Raw genomic sequence first — 17,729 nt, forward strand, 5'->3', positions numbered from 1 at the left:
GCTGCGCGCCCACAGGGGCTCGCACGCACGGCGGAGCGTCACCATCAGTAAAATGGGGCAGGATGTCGAGAAATGCTGCAGCACTAAGACCGGTCAAGGGATGTGCTAGCGTATGCGTGATGTTTTGGCGATGACTATGGCGTGGGCCTGAAGCGCCTCGATATCCCTTTCCATGCTCGTCCTCGATGCATAACCGAATGAGCTTGCCAATGGATTACGATCCAAACTCCACGATTAACAACATTCAAGCCGCTTTATATGCAACGGAAAGCCAGCAAGCTGGTTATCCTGCTGCAGCCGCACCGCCTTATCCTCCTGGCCTGACGGTACCTGAGAGCGCAGGCGGGCAGCCAAGCGCGACGACAGATGCAGCGGCAGCGGCTGGCTCGGCAAGCCGTCCGATGATGCATTGGGGGACGAACCGGACAAGCCGTCCGACGACGTACCACGACTTGCCGCCCGAGATCATTCAGCAGTTGGCCGCCCACATACCTTTCAACGATATGGGCCACTTGTCGACTGTGGACAGGCGGACATACCACGGATTGCACGAAAGGCGGCTGAGTTGGCTTTGCTGTCGGCGGGCCTACTCTGCCCGTGAAATGGATCTGGCGTCGATGCAGCAATTGCTTGCTGAAATCGAGCGTATTCACATCGAGCCGACGTTGCGCACCGAGCCGCTTGACGCACTGTGGCCGCGCTTATCGGACCTGCCGGAAGCGCAGCAGTTAGCGGCGTTCCAACGGTTTTTCGAGGCCGCCGGCCGTGTGCCGCGGCAAGGCTTGCAAATACAAAAAGACATGATCCGGTCCATACTCAATTTTTCTGACCGGCTACAACGCCCTTTATATGAATTTGCGTATGCAGACGCCGAACAACGCAGCCATGAACGAGGTAGCACCTGGGCCGCTGTGGCATCGCTGCTTAGATGCTGGTCGATCGGTGCGGCGCGGTACGAAAGCGAATATCAAGCTTTTTTGAATCGGCTTCCCGCGTTGGATGCGGCTAGCCAGGCCGATCTGCTCGTGGAGTTGGCGGAACTCCTGCCTGGCCTCCACAGCGACGCGCATGCGGAGACGAAAACCATCGAGTATTACCGGATATTGCAGCAATGGGTGCAACGCCTACCCGCGTCATACCGAGGTGCAGTGATCGGCATGCTAGCTAACATGATATGGGCGTTGCCCGCCGAGCACAGAGCCGTGCACTATGCGGATCTGCGACACTTGACGCTATCGCTGCCCGATCACCAATTGGGCGAGGCACTACACTACCTGCCGTCCGCGCTCGCGGTATTGCCGATAGAACAACATGCGCATGAGTTATTGCTACTGGAGCCGGCCATTCAACGCGCGCTGCCCGAGCATCGCATTTGGGTGGCACTCGGGCTGCTCGCGAGCACGACGAAGTTGAACGACGCGCTGTCAAGCCAGTTATGGCAGCGTGGACTGCGTTTGCTTGACGGCGGTGATGAAGCGGACGTGCTGCTTGTGCTCGAGGAAATGGACGACCGATTTATCCCGTTCTTGCCTGCGCAGCAATGGGAAAGCGCAAAAAACGCGATCTTGGCATTCGTTGAACGCAATCCGCTCAGCGAGGATGCGCGCGCCGAATTGCTGGATTACCTGGAAGAATAACATCGGCACGCGCAGCGGACTACGGCAAAGCGCGCGCATGAATCGATCCGACTGCGCTGATGATACCGTGCTCGTGCAACCGGCGTGCTTGAAGGACGTCTTATACGCATGCTATTATACTAGGCTAGTCGATTTGCAGTCGGCTAAATCACAAACCGGTGCGTCCAAGGGTGTTCGCGCGATAGAGGCGCGGATGCGGCAACCGGTTTCAGACTCAACCCTTCGTGGAGAATTTCATGGCAGTGACGATGCGTCAAATGTTGGAAGCGGGTGTACACTTCGGTCACCAGACCCGCTTCTGGAACCCGAAGATGGCGCCATTCATCTTCGGTCACCGCAACAAGATCCACATCATCAACCTCGAAAAGACGCTGCCGATGTACAACGACGCGCTGAAGTACGTGCGTCAGTTGGCGGCAAATCGGGGCACGATCTTGTTCGTCGGCACGAAGCGCCAGTCGCGTGACACGATTGCAGAGGAAGCGGCACGCGCTGGCATGCCGTACGTGAACAACCGCTGGCTCGGCGGGATGTTGACGAACTTCAAGACGCTGAAGACGTCGATCAAGAAGCTCAAGGACATGGAAGCGGCGATCGAGTCCGGCGAAGTCGAGAAGATGAGCAAGAAAGAAGCGCTGATGTTCGAGCGCGAGATGGCCAAGCTGCAAAAGTCGATTGGCGGCGTGAAGGACATGGGCGGCATTCCGGATGCGATCTTCGTGATCGACGTCGGTTACCACAAGATTGCCGTCACTGAGGCGAAAAAGCTCGGCGTGCCGGTTATTGCGGTCGTCGACACGAACCACTCGCCAGATGGCGTCGACTATGTAATTCCGGGTAACGACGACGCGAGCAAGGCGGTCGTATTGTACGCGCAGGGCGTCGCCGATGCGATTCTCGAAGGCCGCGCGAATGCGCTGAACGATGTCGTGCAGTCGACCCGTGGCGACGACGAGTTCGTCGAGGTCAACGAGCAGGCGTAACCCTGCCTCAGCGACCAGCCAGACAAGGGGGCTTCACTGAGCCCCTTTTTTTTAGCTAGCGCGGTTCCCGACCCAGGTGCCGCCGTGGCGCGCAGCTTGCGCGCCACGGCGTAGTGGAATAACGGATCGTGGCCGCGCGCGGTGTCCACGCGGCATGTGGACAACCGGAATAGTCCGACAGATTGACAGGAGCGAACAATGGCGGCAATTACCGCAAGCATGGTTGCAGAACTGCGCGCGAAGACCGATGCACCGATGATGGAATGCAAGAAGGCGTTGATCGAGGCCGACGGCGACATGGCTCGCGCCGAAGAGCTGCTGCGTGTGAAACTTGGCAATAAGGCGAGCAAGGCGGCGGCGCGCGTGACCGCGGAAGGCGTGATCGTGTCGTTCATTGGCGATGGCGCCGGCGCGTTGGTCGAATTGAACTGCGAGACGGACTTCGTCGCAAAGAACGAGGATTTTATCGCTTTCTCAAACAAGGTCGCGGAATTAGTCGCCACGCAGAATCCGGCCGACGTCGCGGCGCTGTCCGCGCTGTCGCTGGACGGCTCGACGGTCGATGCAGTGCGGGTTGCGCTGGTTGGCAAAATCGGCGAAAACATGACGATCCGCCGTTTTTCGCGCTTTGAGACCGCGCATAAGCTGGCATCTTACCTACATGGCACGCGCATCGGTGTGCTGGTCGAATACGACGGCGCCGATGAGCAGGTCGGCAAGGACGTTGCGATGCACATCGCCGCGATGAAGCCGGTGTCGCTGTCGTCGGCTGACGTGCCAGCTGAGCTGATCGCGAAAGAGCGCAGCATCGCTGAACAGAAGGCGGCCGAGTCGGGCAAGCCAGCCGAGATCGTCGCGAAGATGGTTGAAGGCAGCGTGCAAAAGTACCTGAAGGAGGTGTCGCTGCTGAATCAGCCATTCGTGAAGAACGATAAGCAGACCGTCGAGCAGATGCTCAAGGCCGCGAATACGACGGTGCAGCGCTTTGCGCTGTTCGTCGTCGGCGAAGGCATCGAAAAGCGTCAAGATGACTTTGCAGCCGAAGTGGCCGCGCAGGTCGCCGCTGCGCAGAAGCAGTAAGTCGTTGCGGCAGCGGTAGCACGCCCATCCAGGTGTGGCGCCGCGCTCGCAGCGAGGCCGTGTTGCCAGGGCCCCGCCCACGCGGGGTGTCCTTCGGCCGGCGAGACGATCCGCTGCCGTGCCGGCGCCTCGCATGCGACCGGGTGAGCGTCGGACGGCGCGATGCGCTTTGCAGTGCTTGATCCGTAACGCATTTCCCTCATACAGTTCTGAAGTCCTTTTCGGCGCGAACGGATACCTTCCATGTCAACTGTCTACAAACGCCTGCTGCTCAAACTCTCCGGCGAAGCCCTGATGGGCGATGATGCGTTCGGCATTAATCGCATGACGATCGAGCGAATCGTCGCGGATATCGTTGACGTGGTGAACCTGGGTGCCCAACTCGCAGTCGTGATCGGCGGCGGCAATATCTTTCGGGGCGTAGCGGGTGGCGCGGCAGGCATGGATCGCGCGACGGCGGACTACATGGGAATGCTCGCGACGATGATGAATGCATTAGCGCTGCAGGATGCGATGCGCCATGCAGGCATCGAGGCGCGTGTGCAGTCCGCGTTGCGGATGGACCAAGTGGTCGAGCCCTATATTCGGCCACGCGCGATTCGGCAGTTGGAGGAAGGGCGCGTCGTCATTTTTGCGGCCGGCACGGGCAATCCGTTTTTCACCACGGACACCGCCGCCGCGCTGCGCGGCGCGGAGGTCGGCGCGGAAGTGGTGCTCAAGGCCACCAAGGTCGATGGCGTCTACTCCGCCGACCCGAAGAAGGACCCGACGGCCACGCGTTATGCGATGATCAGCTTCGATGAGGCGATCAGCCGCAATCTGCAGGTGATGGATGCGACGGCGTTCGCGCTGTGCCGCGACCAGAAGCTGCCGATCCGAGTATTCTCGATCAATAAGCCCGGCGCCCTGAAGCGCATCGTGCAAGGCGATGACGAGGGCACGCTGGTGCACGTGTAAACTTGCAGGGTGGGACGAATGCCCGGCGTGGCCATTCGCACACGGCCGGCCGGCATCCGACCACATCGTTTCGGAGGTTTGAATGACTGTCGCAGACATCAAGAAGGGCGCGGAGCAGAAGATGCAGCGCTCGTTAGAGGCGTTTAAGAGCGATCTGGCGAAGATCCGCACGGGGCGCGCCCATACAGGCTTGCTCGACCATATCCAGGTCGACTACTACGGCTCAAATGTACCGATCTCGCAGGTCGCCAACCTGACACTGGTCGATGCCCGTACGATTGGCGTGCAGCCGTGGGAGAAGAAGATGGTCGCGGTCGTCGAGAAGGCGATCCGTGAGTCGGATCTCGGCCTGAACCCGGCGACGCAAGGCGACTTGATCCGTGTGCCGATGCCGGCGCTGACCGAAGAGCGTCGCCGCGAGCTGACCAAGGTCGTGAAGTCGGAAGGCGAAAGCGCGAAGGTGGCAGTGCGTAACCTGCGCCGCGACGCGAACGATCAGTTGAAAAAGCTGCTGAAGGACAAGGACATCTCCGAGGATGATGAACGCCGAGCGCAAGACGAAGTTCAGAAGCTGACCGACAAATTCGTCGCCGAGATTGAGAAGTTGGTTCAGACCAAAGAAACGGAAATCATGACGGTGTGACGCGACGGCGGTGCCTTGGGCGCCGCCGCTTACTTTGCATCGTCGCTGGCCGAGGCGCAATGACGAGACAATGACCTATACCAGTTCCACTGTGTGCACCCCGACTGTCACGGACGTGCCGCGGCACATCGCGATCATCATGGATGGCAATGGCCGTTGGGCGCAGCGCAGACGGCTGCCGCGCGTTGCGGGCCATACCAAGGGGCTCGATGCGGTGCGCACAATCGTCGAGGCGTGCGCGGCGCGTGGCGTCGAATTCCTGACGCTATTTGCGTTCAGTTCCGAGAACTGGCGGCGGCCGGTCGACGAGGTATCGTTCCTGATGCGCCTGTTCATCAGCGCGCTCGAGCGTGAAATTGCTCGCCTGCATACGAATGGCATCCGGCTGCGCGTAGTCGGCGACTTGTCGATGTTCGAGCCTCGGATTCAGGAACTCGTGCGCCGCGCGCAAGCCAAGACGGCAGCCAATACCGGTTTGACACTGACCATCGCAGCGAATTATGGCGGCCGGTGGGACATCTTGCAGGCCACGCGCAAGATTGCGCAGCAATGCGTGGATGCGGGCGCGATGCAGAAGGTGGACGAGGCGAGCTTCGCGCAACACTTGGCGATGGCGTATGCGCCGGAGCCGGACTTATTCATTCGCACCGGCGGGGAGCAGCGCGTCAGCAATTTTTTGCTGTGGCAGCTAGCTTATACCGAATTGTATTTCACTGACGTGTTCTGGCCGGACTTTAATGATGCGGAATTGGGTAAGGCGATTGCCTCGTACCGCGAGCGCGAACGGCGCTTCGGGCGCACCAGCGCCCAACTCACCCGGCAGTCGCAAAACGTCGATTCGCTTTCATGCTAAAAACCCGTGTCGTGACGGCGATCGTCCTGCTGGCCGTTTTACTGCCCGTTACGCTATTTGCGCCGTTGGGCGGTTTCGGTGCGCTGATCGGCTTTGTGCTGGTGTTTGCCGCATGGGAATGGGCCAGGCTGTTAAAGTTGCCGGGCGTCTGGCCGTTCGCCTATGCGGCGCTGGCTGGTGTGGTGCTGGTTGCCTACGTATTCGCGGGCGCGCCGCGCGGTGACGCGATATCGCGGGCGGCCGCGGTGTTCTGGGTGGCCGCTGCGCCGTTCGCGCTGCTGCGCAAGCCGGCGCTGGCCGGTGGCACGTGGCGTGGTTTCCTGCTAGCAGCCGGCCTGGTGCTATTCGTCGCGTGCTGGCATGCGTTGGTGGTCGCGCGCGCGACCGGCGCCGTATTCGTATTGTCACTGCTGCTGATCGTCTGGCTTGCCGATATCGGCGCGTACTTTGCGGGTAGGCGCTTTGGCCGGCATAAGCTGGCGCCGACGATCAGTCCGGGTAAGACATGGGAAGGGGCGATCGGCGGATGGCTATCGGTTGTCGTGGTCGCGGCGCTTGCGCTTGCCGCGCATCTAGGCGTGCCAACCGTGTCCAGCGCACTGGTCGGGCGCCTCGGCATGGTGGGCGCGGCGCTCGCGCTGAGCGTGCTGGTCGCTTCCAGCATCGTCGGCGACTTGTTCGAGTCGCTGTTGAAGCGCCAGGCCGGCGTGAAGGACTCGAGCCAGTTACTGCCCGGCCATGGCGGTGTGCTGGACCGGATCGATGCGCTGCTGCCCGTGCTGCCGTTGGCGATGCTGCTTTTGAGCTGAAATCATTGATGATGCAACATTGTGTGACCCTGCTGGGCTCGACGGGCTCGATCGGCGATAGCACACTGGACGTGATCGCCCGGCATCCGGATCGATTTTCGCTCCATGCGTTGACCGCGCACCGCAACTGGGAAAAACTCGCTGAGCAATGCGTGCGCTTCGCGCCACGCATTGCGGTGGTTGGTGATGCGCAAACGGCCGCACAGTTGCAGGCGCGGCTGCGCGAGGCGGGCTGTGCGACGCGCGTTGACTACGGCCGCGACGCACTGGCCGCCGCCGCGTCGGACACCGCCTGCAATACGGTGGTCGCCGCCATTGTGGGCGCGGCTGGGCTGGAGCCGACGCTGGCGGCGGCGCGTGCCGGTAAGCGGATCTTGCTCGCGAACAAGGAGGCGCTGGTGATGTCCGGCGCATTGTTCATGGACGCGGTTTATGCCAGTGGCGCCGCGCTGCTGCCCGTTGACAGTGAGCACAACGCCATTTTCCAGTGCTTTCCGCGCGAGCCTGGGCAGCGCGGCGCCGTGACCCGAATCCAGCTGACCGCGTCCGGCGGTCCATTCCGGCTGCGTGAACCGGCTACGCTGGTTGACGTGACGCCGGAGCAGGCGTGCAAGCATCCGAACTGGGTCATGGGGCGCAAAATCTCGGTCGATTCGGCCACGATGATGAACAAGGGCCTCGAGGTGATCGAGGCGCGTTGGCTGTTCGATTTGCGGCCCGAGCAGATCGACGTGTTGATTCATCCGCAAAGTGTGATCCATTCGCTGGTGTCGTATGCGGATGGCTCGACACTCGCGCAACTAGGCCATCCCGATATGCGCACGCCGATCGCTCATGCACTGGCGTTTCCGACGCGAATCGTGTCGGGCGTCGAGCAACTGGATCTGGCGCAGGTGGCGACGCTGACCTTCGAGCCGCCCGACTACGAGCGTTTTCCGTGTCTGGCGCTCGCGCTGCAGGCATTGCGCGACGGCGGTTCGGCGAGCACGGTATTGAACGCGGCGAACGAAGTTGCGGTCGAAGCGTTTCTTGCGCGACACATCGGATTTACCGCGATCGCGGCAGTCGTCGGCGATGTGCTCGAGCAAGTCCAGGCCGATGTTGCAACGACGCTGGATGCGGTGCTCGACGTTGATGCGCGGGCTCGCCGTGCGGCGCAAGAGGCGCTGGCCCGTCACATGCGGCATATTGCAACGAGGGTCGCATGAGTTTGCTCATTCAACTGGTTTCGTTCATTGTCGCGATCGGCATCCTAGTCGTCGTGCATGAATTCGGCCATTATCTGATCGCACGCGCCGCCGGCGTCAAGGTGTTGCGCTTTTCCGTCGGCTTTGGCCGCCCGCTGCTGCGCCGGACCAGCCCGATTACCGGCACCGAGTGGACGCTCTGTGCGCTGCCGCTCGGCGGCTACGTGAAGATGCTAGACGAGCGCGATACCGATAGGCGCATCGCTGTGCAGGATCGGCCGCACGCATTCAACCGCAAGCCCGTCGGCTGGCGCTTGGCCATCGTCGCCGGCGGACCGCTCGCCAATTTCCTGCTGGCGATCGTGCTGCTGGCGGGCGTCTACGCGGGTGGCGTCGAGGAGCCGGTGGCCACGCTGGCGGCACCTGCCATTGATTCGGTCGCGCAGCGCGCCGGCTTCGTCGGCGGCGAGACCGTGGTGGCGGTGCGGGCGCCGGACGGGACCACCGAGTCGGTGCGCTCCTGGAGCGATTTGCGCTGGAAGCTGCTCGATGCGCAGTTCGATCAGCGCAACATCGTGCTGCTGGCCAAGATGGGTAACGATACGCTCGATTACCCAGTCGATTTGTCGCGGGCAGCACGCGCGGAGCAGGACGAGGATGTTATCGAGCGCCTGGGCTTCGAGCCGGGCGGCAAATTGCGGGTGGCCAGTGTGGAGCCGGACAGCGCGGCGCAGCGCGCGGGGCTGGCTGCGGGCGATGTGGTCATTGCGCTCGACGGCAAGGCGGTGCAGGGTGCACAGGCGTTCATTGCGGCGATCCAGGCGCACGCGCTCAAGCATTTAACGATCACAATCGAGCGCGACGGTGCGCGTCGCGACATCGATGTCGTGCCCGACGAACGGCTTAATGCGGTCGACGGCCAGGCGGTCGGCCGCATCGGTGCGGCGATGGCCACCCAGGTGCAGACCGTGAAGGTGGAATACGGCTTAACGGAAAGCCTGCAGCTAGGGGCGCGGCGCACGTGGGATATCTCAACTTATTCAGTGCGCATGTTCTGGCGGATGCTCAGCGGCCAGGCTTCGCTGAAGAACCTGTCCGGACCGGTCACGATCGCCGACTACGCGGGCAAGAGCGCGCAACTGGGCGTTGCGTCGTTTGCGTCGTTTCTGGCGCTGGTTAGTATCAGTCTCGGCGTGCTGAATCTGTTGCCGATTCCGGTATTGGACGGGGGGCATCTGTTATATTATCTGGTTGAAGCCGCGACGGGCAAGGCTGTTTCGGAACGCTGGCAACTGATTTTACAAAGGGCAGGTCTCGTGTGCATCGTTGCATTGTCCGCGATCGCGTTGTTCAACGACTTGTCACGTCTGATTCATTTCTAAGTCGATGCCATGTGCGCGCGAGTGACGCGCCATGCATCGCAACAGCAAAAACATTGGGGAAGCAAGTTGTTCAAACATCACCGCTTTGTTCCTAAGACGGTTGCGGCTGCGATGCTCGCGGCACACGGGATAGTTGCGTATGCTACGGTGCCGTTTGTCGTTAAGGACATCCGCCTCGAAGGACTGCAGCGGGTGGAGCCGGGCACTGTGTTTGCCTACCTGCCGATCAAGCAAGGCGATACGTTCACCGACGACAAGGGATCGGAGGCCATCCGTGCACTGTATGCGACCGGCTTCTTCAGTGACGTCAAGATCCTGGCGCAAAGCGACGTCGTAGTAGTCAACGTGCAAGAGCGTGCGGCCATCGGCGCGATCGACTTCGCCGGCATCCACGAGTTCGACAAGGAAAACCTGACCAAGGCGCTGCGCGCGGTCGGCCTGTCCAATGGACGCTATTACGACAAGGCGCTGGTCGACAAGGCCGAGCAGGAACTGAAGCGGCAATATCTGACGCGCGGCTACTATGCAGCGGAGGTGAAGACGACGGTCACGCCGATCGACCGCAATCGTGTGTCGATCCTGTTCTCGGTCGTCGAGGGACCCAGTGCGAAAATCCGCCAGATCAATTTCATTGGCAACAAGACGTTCTCGACCAGTACATTGCGCGACGAGATGCAGTTGTCCACGCCGAACTGGTTCTCGTGGTACACGAAGGCCGACCTGTATTCGAAGGAAAAGCTGACCGGCGACCTGGAGAATATCCGCTCGTACTACTTGAACCGCGGCTATCTCGAGTTCAATATCGACTCGACGCAGGTGTCGATCTCGCCGGACAAAAAAGATATGTACTTGACGGTCACGCTGCATGAGGGCGAGCCGTACAAGATATCGCGCATCCAGCTTGCCGGCAACTTGCTCGAAAAGGAGGCCGAACTCGCGAAGCTCGTGCAGCTGAAGCCGGGCGACCGGTTCTCCGCAGAGAAGCTGCAGGCGTCGACCAAGGCGATCGTCGATAAGCTGGGTGAGTATGGCTACGCGTTTGCCAGTGTGAACGCGCAGCCGGACATCGATCAGGAACACCATACGGTCAACCTGATTCTGCAGGTCGATCCGAGCCAGCGCGTCTACGTGCGCCGCGTGAACATCACGGGCAACAACAAGACGCGCGACGAGGTGATCCGCCGCGAGATGCGGCAATTCGAAAGCTCATGGTTCGACAGCCGCCGGCTCACGCTGTCGAAGGATCGGGTTAACCGGCTGGGCTACTTCACTGACGTGGACGTGACGACGACGCCGGTGGAGGGCACGAACGACCAGGTCGATGTCGACGTGAAGGTGACCGAGAAGCCAACCGGCGCGATCACGCTTGGCGCAGGCTTTTCGTCGACCGACAAGGTCGTGCTGTCGGCCGGCGTGTCGCAAGACAACGTGTTCGGCTCCGGCACGAGCTTGTCGGTGAACGTGAACACCGCTCGTACGTACCGCACGCTGGCCGTCACGCAGGTGGATCCGTACTTCACGATCGACGGCATCAAGCGGATCACCGACGTCTACTATCGCACGTACCAGCCGCTGTATTACTCGACCAATTCGAGCTTCCGGATCATCACCGCGGGCGGCGATCTAAAATTCGGTATTCCGTTCTCGGAAGCCGACACCGTGTATTTCGGTGCCGGCGTCGAGCAGAATCGTCTGGACATCGACTCGGCGACGCCGCAAAGCTACATCGATTACGTGAACCAGTTCGGCCGTGTGTCAAACAACGTGCCGGTCACCGTCGGTTGGTCGCGCGACGCGCGCGACAGCGCGCTGGTGCCCAGCCGCGGCTACTACACGCAGGCGAACGCCGAATACGGCACGCCGATCGGCAAGGCGCAGTACTACAAAGCCGATCTGCAGGCGCAATACTACTATTCGTTTGCCCGCGGCTTCGTGCTGGGCTTGAACCTGCAAGGCGGCTATGGCAACGGGCTCGGTGGCAAGCCGTACCCAATCTTCAAGAACTACTTTGCCGGCGGTATCGGGTCGGTGCGTGGCTACGAGCCGAGTTCGTTGGGTCCGCGCGATAAGGCGACAAACGATCCGATCGGCGGCTCGAAGATGATCGTGGGCAACATCGAGTTGACGTTCCCGCTGCCCGGGACGGGCTATGATCGAACCTTGCGCGTGTTCACGTTCCTCGACGGCGGTAACGTATGGGGGACCGAGGGCAACAGTATCGGCGCGAACGGCTTGCGCTATGGCTACGGCTTGGGCTTGGCGTGGATCTCGCCGATTGGGCCGTTGAAGCTGAGCCTGGGCTTCCCGCTGGTCAAGCATAATGGCGATCAATACCAGAAATTCCAGTTCCAGATCGGTACGGCATTCTGACGAACATTTATCGGCTCGAGAGGTGACTTTGCTGACTAAAAGATTTTCCCGCTATATCGCAATGGGCGTGCTCGCGATGTCCGCGGGTGGCGCCGCAGTGGCCGCCTATGCGCAAGAGGCACGCATCGCGGCGGTTGATTCGGACCGCATCCTGCGCGAGTCGGCGCCGGCCAAGTCCGCGCAGTCTAAGCTCGAGCAGGAGTTCTCCAAGCGCGACCGCGACTTGCAGGGGATGGCCCAAAAGCTCAAGGCGATGTCCGACAACCTAGATAAGAATGGTGCGTCGATGTCCACGTCCGAGCGGCAGCAGCGGCAGCGCGATCTCGCCCAGCTCGATACGGACTTCCAACGCAAGCAGCGCGAGTTTCGCGAGGACCTGAACCAGCGTCGCAATGAGGAACTGGCTGGCGTGCTGGATCGGGCCAACAAGGCGATCCGGCAGATCGCCGAGCAGCAGCACTATGATCTGGTGGTGCAGGAGGCGGTCTACGTGAGCCCGCGCATCAACATCACAGACCAGGTGCTGAAGGCGCTCGCCAACGGCACGTCGAATTGACTGGGGTATCGCCGCGCATGTCGATGACGCTAGCCCAGTTGACGCAACGCTACGGTGGCACAGTCGTGGGCGACGCGGGCCGCACGATCGCGGGTCTCGCGCCGCTGGACAGCGCGGGCCCCGGCCAGCTTGCTTTTGTCGCCAATCCAAAGTATTTGTCGCAGGCCGGCTCGACGCGCGCGGCGGCGGTATTGATCAGCCAGCCGAATCTGGACAAGCTGCTCGCCGAGTACGAGATGACCGGCGCCGCACCTGGGCCGGCCTTCGTCGTGACGCCGAACCCGTATGCGTATTTTGCGCGCGTGGCACAACAGTTCGCGGCGCAGGCGCTGCCGGCCGCGCTGGCCGGCATTCATCCGGGTGCGGTGGTGGACCCCGCCGCGAAGGTGGCGGCCAGCGCGACGATCGGCCCCCACGTGACGATCGAGGCGGGCGCGATAATCGGCGAGCGCGTGCGCATCGACGCGCATGCTTTCGTCGGCTATGGTGCGGTGATCGGCGACGATTCGCGCCTGTACCCGAATGTGACCGTGTACCATGGCTGTCAGCTCGGCGAGCGCGTGGTCGTGCATTCAGGTGCGGTGATCGGCGCGGATGGCTTCGGCTTTGCGCCGGACTTCGTCGGCGAAGATGACGAGCAGACCGGTGAATGGGTGAAGATACCGCAGGTCGGCGCGGTGACGGTGGGCCCGGACGTGGAGATCGGCGCGAACACCACCATTGATCGCGGCGCGATGGCCGATACGGTCATCGAGCAGGGCGTGAAAATCGACAACCTGGTGCAGATCGGGCACAACTGCCGGATCGGTGCTTACACGGTGATCGCCGGTTGCGCAGGTATCGCTGGCAGCACGACGATCGGTCGCCATTGCATGATCGGCGGCGCGGTTGGCATTGCCGGCCACGTTACGCTCGCCGATCGTGTGATTGTGACCGCGAAGTCTGGGGTCTCCAAATCGCTACTCAAGCCGGGCATCTATACGAGCGCGTTTCCCGCCGTGCCCCACGGTGACTGGAACAGGAGCGCAGCGCTGCTGCGCAACATTGACAAGCTGCGCGAGCGTATTAAGACGCTCGAAGCCGCGCTTGACGCGGGCCATGCGCTGCGCGGCGACGCCGGCGAGCGGCCGTAACACACTGCACGCAATGCGCGACCCAGTCGCGCCGAAACACCATGAGCACTGAAACAATAAACCTGGACATCCACAAGATTTTCACGCTGTTGCCGCATCGCTATCCGATTCTGCTCGTTGACCGCGTGCTGGAGCTTGAACCGCACAAGCGCATCAAGGCACTGAAGAACGTGACGATCAACGAGCCGTATTTCATCGGCCATTTCCCGACGCGGCCGGTGATGCCTGGCGTGCTGATCCTGGAGGCGCTCGCGCAGACCGCTGGATTGCTCACATTCGCCGAGGAGCCGCACGATTCGGACACGACCCTATATTACTTCGTCGGCATCGATAACGCGCGTTTCAAGCGTGTCGTTGAACCAGGCGATCAGCTGATCCTGAATATTTCGTTCGAGCGCTACATGCGGGGCATCTGGAAATTTAAGGGGCGCGCGGAAGTCGAAGGGACGCTGGCGGTCGAAGCTGACTTGATGTGCACGGTCAAGCAGACGGACTCCGTTGCCTGAGTGCGGGCGTTTTCGCAACGCAAAACGAAGCAAGGGCAAAGGTATGACTCGTATCCATCCCACCGCGGTCATCGAAGCGGGCGCGAGCCTGGACGACACCGTCCAGATCGGCCCGTACGCGGTTATTGGTGCGCATGTGCGCATCGGCGCGCGCACGACGGTTGGTTCGCACACGGTCATTGAAGGCCATACGACGATCGGTGAGGATAACCAGATCGGCCATTTTGCGGCGCTCGGCGGTGCGCCGCAGGACATGAAGTACGCCGGCGAGCCGACGCGGCTCGAGATCGGCGATCGCAACACGATTCGCGAATTCACGACGATTCACACCGGTACCGCGCAGGACAACGGCGTCACCCATATCGGCGACGACAACTGGGTCATGGCGTATGTGCACATTGCTCACGATTGCCGGGTCGGCAACCATACGGTATTTTCGAGCAATGCGCAGATTGCCGGACACGTCAACGTCGGCGACTGGGCGATCCTTGGCGGCATGTCCGGTGTACACCAGTTCGTGCGCATTGGCGAACACGCGTTTCTCGGTGGCGCGTCGGCGTTAGTGCAGGACTTGCCGCCGTATGTGATGGCGGCCGGTGAAAAGGCTCAGCCGCACGGCATCAACATCGAGGGGCTGCGCCGTCGCGGCTTCGCCGCCGATGCGATTTCTGCGTTGCGGGCCGCGTACCGGATTGTCTATAAAAACGGTTTATCGCTAGACGAGGCGAAAGCGCAGTTGCGTGAGTTGGCGGCGCAGGGCGGTGATGGCGATGAGCCGGTCACAACGTTCCTGCGGTTCATCGAGACCGCCAAGCGCGGTATCATTCGCTGATGCATCGACGATGACGCTACATTTGAGTCCTGTCAAGCTCGCGATGGTGGCGGGTGAGCCGTCCGGCGACCTATTAGCGGCGTCGTTGCTCGACGGGCTCGCCGCGCGCCTTCCGGCAGGCACGCAGTACTATGGCATCGGCGGTCCGCGGATGGCCGCGCACGGGTTTGACGCGCACTGGCCGATGGACAAGTTGTCGGTGCGCGGGTATGTCGAGGCACTGCGTCATATTCCGGAAATCCTGCGCATTCGTGGTGAATTGAAACGGCAGTTGTTGGCCGAGCCGCCAAGCGCGTTCATCGGCGTCGATGCGCCGGATTTCAACTTCTCGCTTGAGGAGGCGCTGCGGCACGCGGGTATCCCGACGATCCACTTCGTTTGCCCGTCGATCTGGGCGTGGCGGGGCGGGCGCATCAAGAAGATCGTCAAGGCGGTAGACCACATGCTGTGCGTGTTTCCGTTTGAAACGGCGATCCTGGACAAGGCCGGCGTGGCATCGACGTATGTCGGACATCCGCTGGCTGACGCGATTGCGCTGCAGCCGGATTGCCTGAGCGCGCGGCGCGCGAGTGGCTTGCCGGACGACGGGTCCGTCGTCGCGGTGCTGCCGGGTAGCCGCCGTTCCGAGATCGAGTTGATCGGCCCGACGTTCTTTGCGACGATGGACCTGATGCATCAGCGCGAGCCATCGTTGCGCTTTATTGTACCCGCGCCGAACGCGGCCATCCGCGCGCTGCTGCAGCCGCTCGCGGACCGCTACCCGGCATTGCCGCTGACGCTGACCGAGGGCAATGCCCAGTTGGCAATGACGGCGGCCGACGCGGTGCTAGTCAAGAGCGGCACCGTGACGCTGGAAGCCGCGTTGCTGAAAAAGCCGATGGTGATTGCTTACAAGGTGCCCTGGTTGACCGGGCAGATCATGCAGCGGCAAGGCTATTTGCCGTACGTTGGTTTGCCGAACATCCTGGCCGGCCGATTTGTCGTGCCCGAGATCCTGCAGCACTTTGCGACGCCACAGGCGCTTGCCGATGCGATGCTGCTGCAACTGAACGATGAGGCGAACCGGCGCACGCTGGTCGAGCTGTTCACCGAGATGCATGAACGTTTGCGCTGCAACACCGCTGAGCGTGCCGCGGAAGTGATTGTCGATGTCATCGACTCGGGCCCGTCAGGCAGGAGGCTTCGATGACCGGGCGCCGTATGCGTACGCCCGGCTGCGCTGGCGCGCCTGCCGTTGCACAGCGCGGGCTGGACTTCGACGATCCGGCTGACCTCGTTTGCGGCGTTGATGAGGCGGGGCGCGGGCCGCTGGCGGGTCCGGTGGTGGCTGCCGCGGTGATTCTCAATCCCGCCGCACCGCGCATTCGCGGGCTCGATGACTCCAAGGCGCTGAGTCCGGCGACGCGTGAAAAGCTGTTCGACCGGATTGTTGAGCGCGCGCTGGCCTATTGCATCGCGTCGGCGAGCGTTGACGAAATTGATACGCTCAATATCCTGCACGCGACGATGCTGGCGATGCAGCGCGCGGTGCAGGGCCTCGCGGTCACGCCTGCGCTGGTCAAGGTCGATGGCAACCGCTGCCCGGTGCTGTCAGTGCGATCCGAGGCGGTGATTGGTGGTGATGCGCTGGTGCCGTCGATTTCCGCTGCGTCGATTCTGGCGAAGGTCACGCGGGACCGGATGATGCATGCGCTGCATGGTGAGTTTCCGCATTATGGATTTGACGCACATGTGGGCTATGGCACGCCGCGGCACCTGGCTGCGCTGCGTATCCATGGGCCGTGCGTGCACCATCGGCGCTCGTTTGCGCCGGTGCGCCAGGCCTATTTGAGCCTCGGGCTGGGTGCGACGCCTGTGAGCGTGGTGGACGCGTCACCGGCGCGTGCCAGTGCCAGCGACGCCGCGGTGGACACGAGCGCGCAGTCCGCAGCGTGGGACAACGGGCGGCGCGACGACAGTCGCTTGGCCGATGACGCGCCGCCATGCTGAGCCGCGCGACAACTGCCCACCGGCTGAGCCGATGAAAACCATCACATCGCGGGATAATCCGCTATTCAAGCACCTAAAGGCGCTGACAGTGTCTGCACAGCAGAGCAAGCGTGGCCAGGCACTGCTCGAGGGCCTGCACTTGGCCGAAGCCTATCTCGATTCGGTCGGCCAGCCGGTGCATTGCGTGCTGACCGAGGCGGCGCTGGCGCAGGCGCAGACCGCGCAGATCGTCGCGCGGCTCGATCCATCCCGCATCGTGCGGTTCAGCGACGCGCTGTTCTCGCAGTTGTCGACGCTTGTCAACGGGATTGGCGTTGCATTCGTGGTGGACGTGCAGCCACGGCCGCTACCCGAACGCGTCGAGGCCACTTGCGTGGTGCTCGACGGCGTGCAGGACGCCGGCAATGTCGGCTCGATCTTGCGCAGTGCCGCTGCGGCCGGAATCGGCGATGTGTTCTGCTCGCCTGGCACGGCGCACGCGTGGTCGCCTAAAGTATTGCGTGCCGGCATGGGCGCGCAATTTCTGCTGCGCGTGCACGAGCAGGTGGAGGCCGCCGACTTGCTGGCACGGCTCGCGGTGCCGGTGTGCGTCACCGATTCGCATGGCGCACAGGCGCTGTACGATGTGGACCTGAGCGGGCCGCTTGCGTGGGTGCTCGGCAACGAGGGCGCCGGCGTGTCGGCTGAGTGGCGCGCCGCGGTGAACCGGCGCGTGACCATTCCGCAGCCCGGCGGCATGGAGTCGTTGAACGTCGCTGCCGCTGCCGCCGTGTGCTTTTTTGAGCAATGCCGGCAACGGCGTGTCGCGTAGC

The 17,729-nt window shown here is 62.2% G+C and carries 18 protein-coding genes; 17 read left to right on the forward strand and 1 reads right to left on the reverse strand.

Translation table 11 applies throughout. The features are described from left to right. Nucleotides 1–234: 234 nt before the first annotated feature. The gene (locus IHE30_RS05695) at nt 235–429 is read right to left on the reverse strand and encodes a hypothetical protein (protein ID WP_337689452.1); all 195 of its coding nucleotides are present in this window, start codon (nt 427–429) and stop codon (nt 235–237) included. 188 nt (nt 430–617) lie between these two features. Between IHE30_RS05695 and IHE30_RS05700 the strand changes: the two genes are divergently transcribed. The 17 genes from IHE30_RS05700 (at nt 618) to IHE30_RS05780 (ending at nt 17,728) form a co-directional block, all read left to right on the forward strand. Beyond that, the gene (locus IHE30_RS05700) at nt 618–1,637 is read left to right on the forward strand and encodes a hypothetical protein (protein WP_337689453.1); all 1,020 of its coding nucleotides are present in this window, start codon (nt 618–620) and stop codon (nt 1,635–1,637) included. Between the two features lie 236 nt (nt 1,638–1,873). Next, nucleotides 1,874–2,620, forward strand: coding sequence for a 30S ribosomal protein S2 (gene rpsB, locus IHE30_RS05705; protein WP_041753484.1), 747 nt, complete (start codon nt 1,874–1,876; stop codon nt 2,618–2,620). Between the two features lie 198 nt (nt 2,621–2,818). Further along, nucleotides 2,819–3,700, forward strand: a complete 882-nt coding sequence (gene tsf, locus IHE30_RS05710; protein ID WP_337689454.1) for a translation elongation factor Ts — start codon at nt 2,819–2,821, stop codon at nt 3,698–3,700. 243 nt (nt 3,701–3,943) lie between these two features. Continuing rightward, nucleotides 3,944–4,657 (forward strand): UMP kinase, encoded by a 714-nt coding sequence (gene pyrH / locus IHE30_RS05715; protein ID WP_337689455.1) that lies wholly within the window; start codon nt 3,944–3,946, stop codon nt 4,655–4,657. A gap of 82 nt (nt 4,658–4,739) precedes the next feature. Beyond that, nucleotides 4,740–5,300 (forward strand): ribosome recycling factor, encoded by a 561-nt coding sequence (frr, locus tag IHE30_RS05720; protein WP_013435254.1) that lies wholly within the window; start codon nt 4,740–4,742, stop codon nt 5,298–5,300. Between the two features lie 70 nt (nt 5,301–5,370). Continuing rightward, a complete protein-coding gene (locus IHE30_RS05725) occupies nt 5,371–6,153 on the forward strand; it encodes an isoprenyl transferase (protein ID WP_337689456.1) in 783 nt (260 codons plus the stop codon). Beyond that, nucleotides 6,147–6,962 carry a phosphatidate cytidylyltransferase gene (locus tag IHE30_RS05730; protein WP_337689457.1) on the forward strand — a complete coding sequence of 272 codons (816 nt, stop codon included), beginning with the start codon at nt 6,147–6,149 and terminating at the stop codon, nt 6,960–6,962. Before IHE30_RS05725 ends, IHE30_RS05730 begins: the two co-directional genes overlap by 7 nt. 11 nt (nt 6,963–6,973) lie before the next feature. Further along, nucleotides 6,974–8,170 (forward strand): 1-deoxy-D-xylulose-5-phosphate reductoisomerase, encoded by a 1,197-nt coding sequence (locus tag IHE30_RS05735; protein WP_337689612.1) that lies wholly within the window; start codon nt 6,974–6,976, stop codon nt 8,168–8,170. Then, nucleotides 8,167–9,531, forward strand: a complete 1,365-nt coding sequence (gene rseP, locus IHE30_RS05740) for an RIP metalloprotease RseP (RefSeq protein WP_337689458.1) — start codon at nt 8,167–8,169, stop codon at nt 9,529–9,531. The genes IHE30_RS05735 and rseP overlap by 4 nt, the downstream gene beginning before the upstream one ends. A gap of 66 nt (nt 9,532–9,597) precedes the next feature. Further along, complete coding sequence (gene bamA / locus IHE30_RS05745) at nt 9,598–11,901, forward strand: outer membrane protein assembly factor BamA (protein WP_337689459.1); 2,304 nt, start codon at nt 9,598–9,600, stop codon at nt 11,899–11,901. A gap of 22 nt (nt 11,902–11,923) precedes the next feature. Further along, nucleotides 11,924–12,457, forward strand: a complete 534-nt coding sequence (locus tag IHE30_RS05750; protein ID WP_337689460.1) for an OmpH family outer membrane protein — start codon at nt 11,924–11,926, stop codon at nt 12,455–12,457. A gap of 17 nt (nt 12,458–12,474) precedes the next feature. Then, nucleotides 12,475–13,590, forward strand: coding sequence for a UDP-3-O-(3-hydroxymyristoyl)glucosamine N-acyltransferase (gene lpxD / locus IHE30_RS05755; RefSeq protein ID WP_337689461.1), 1,116 nt, complete (start codon nt 12,475–12,477; stop codon nt 13,588–13,590). Nucleotides 13,591–13,631: 41 nt separating this feature from the next. Further along, the gene (gene fabZ, locus IHE30_RS05760) at nt 13,632–14,096 is read left to right on the forward strand and encodes a 3-hydroxyacyl-ACP dehydratase FabZ (RefSeq protein WP_337689462.1); all 465 of its coding nucleotides are present in this window, start codon (nt 13,632–13,634) and stop codon (nt 14,094–14,096) included. A gap of 43 nt (nt 14,097–14,139) precedes the next feature. After that, complete coding sequence (gene lpxA, locus IHE30_RS05765; RefSeq protein ID WP_337689463.1) at nt 14,140–14,928, forward strand: acyl-ACP--UDP-N-acetylglucosamine O-acyltransferase; 789 nt, start codon at nt 14,140–14,142, stop codon at nt 14,926–14,928. Between the two features lie 10 nt (nt 14,929–14,938). Continuing rightward, nucleotides 14,939–16,117 carry a lipid-A-disaccharide synthase gene (lpxB, locus tag IHE30_RS05770; RefSeq protein ID WP_337689464.1) on the forward strand — a complete coding sequence of 393 codons (1,179 nt, stop codon included), beginning with the start codon at nt 14,939–14,941 and terminating at the stop codon, nt 16,115–16,117. Next, nucleotides 16,114–16,917 (forward strand): ribonuclease HII, encoded by an 804-nt coding sequence (gene rnhB / locus IHE30_RS05775; protein WP_337689465.1) that lies wholly within the window; start codon nt 16,114–16,116, stop codon nt 16,915–16,917. Before lpxB ends, rnhB begins: the two co-directional genes overlap by 4 nt. Nucleotides 16,918–16,948: 31 nt before the next feature. Beyond that, the gene (locus IHE30_RS05780) at nt 16,949–17,728 is read left to right on the forward strand and encodes a TrmH family RNA methyltransferase (RefSeq protein ID WP_337689466.1); all 780 of its coding nucleotides are present in this window, start codon (nt 16,949–16,951) and stop codon (nt 17,726–17,728) included. Nucleotide 17,729 lies beyond the last annotated feature (1 nt).

The organism is Mycetohabitans sp. B46 (assembly GCF_037389205.1).
Taxonomy (GTDB): Bacteria; Pseudomonadota; Gammaproteobacteria; order Burkholderiales; family Burkholderiaceae; genus Mycetohabitans.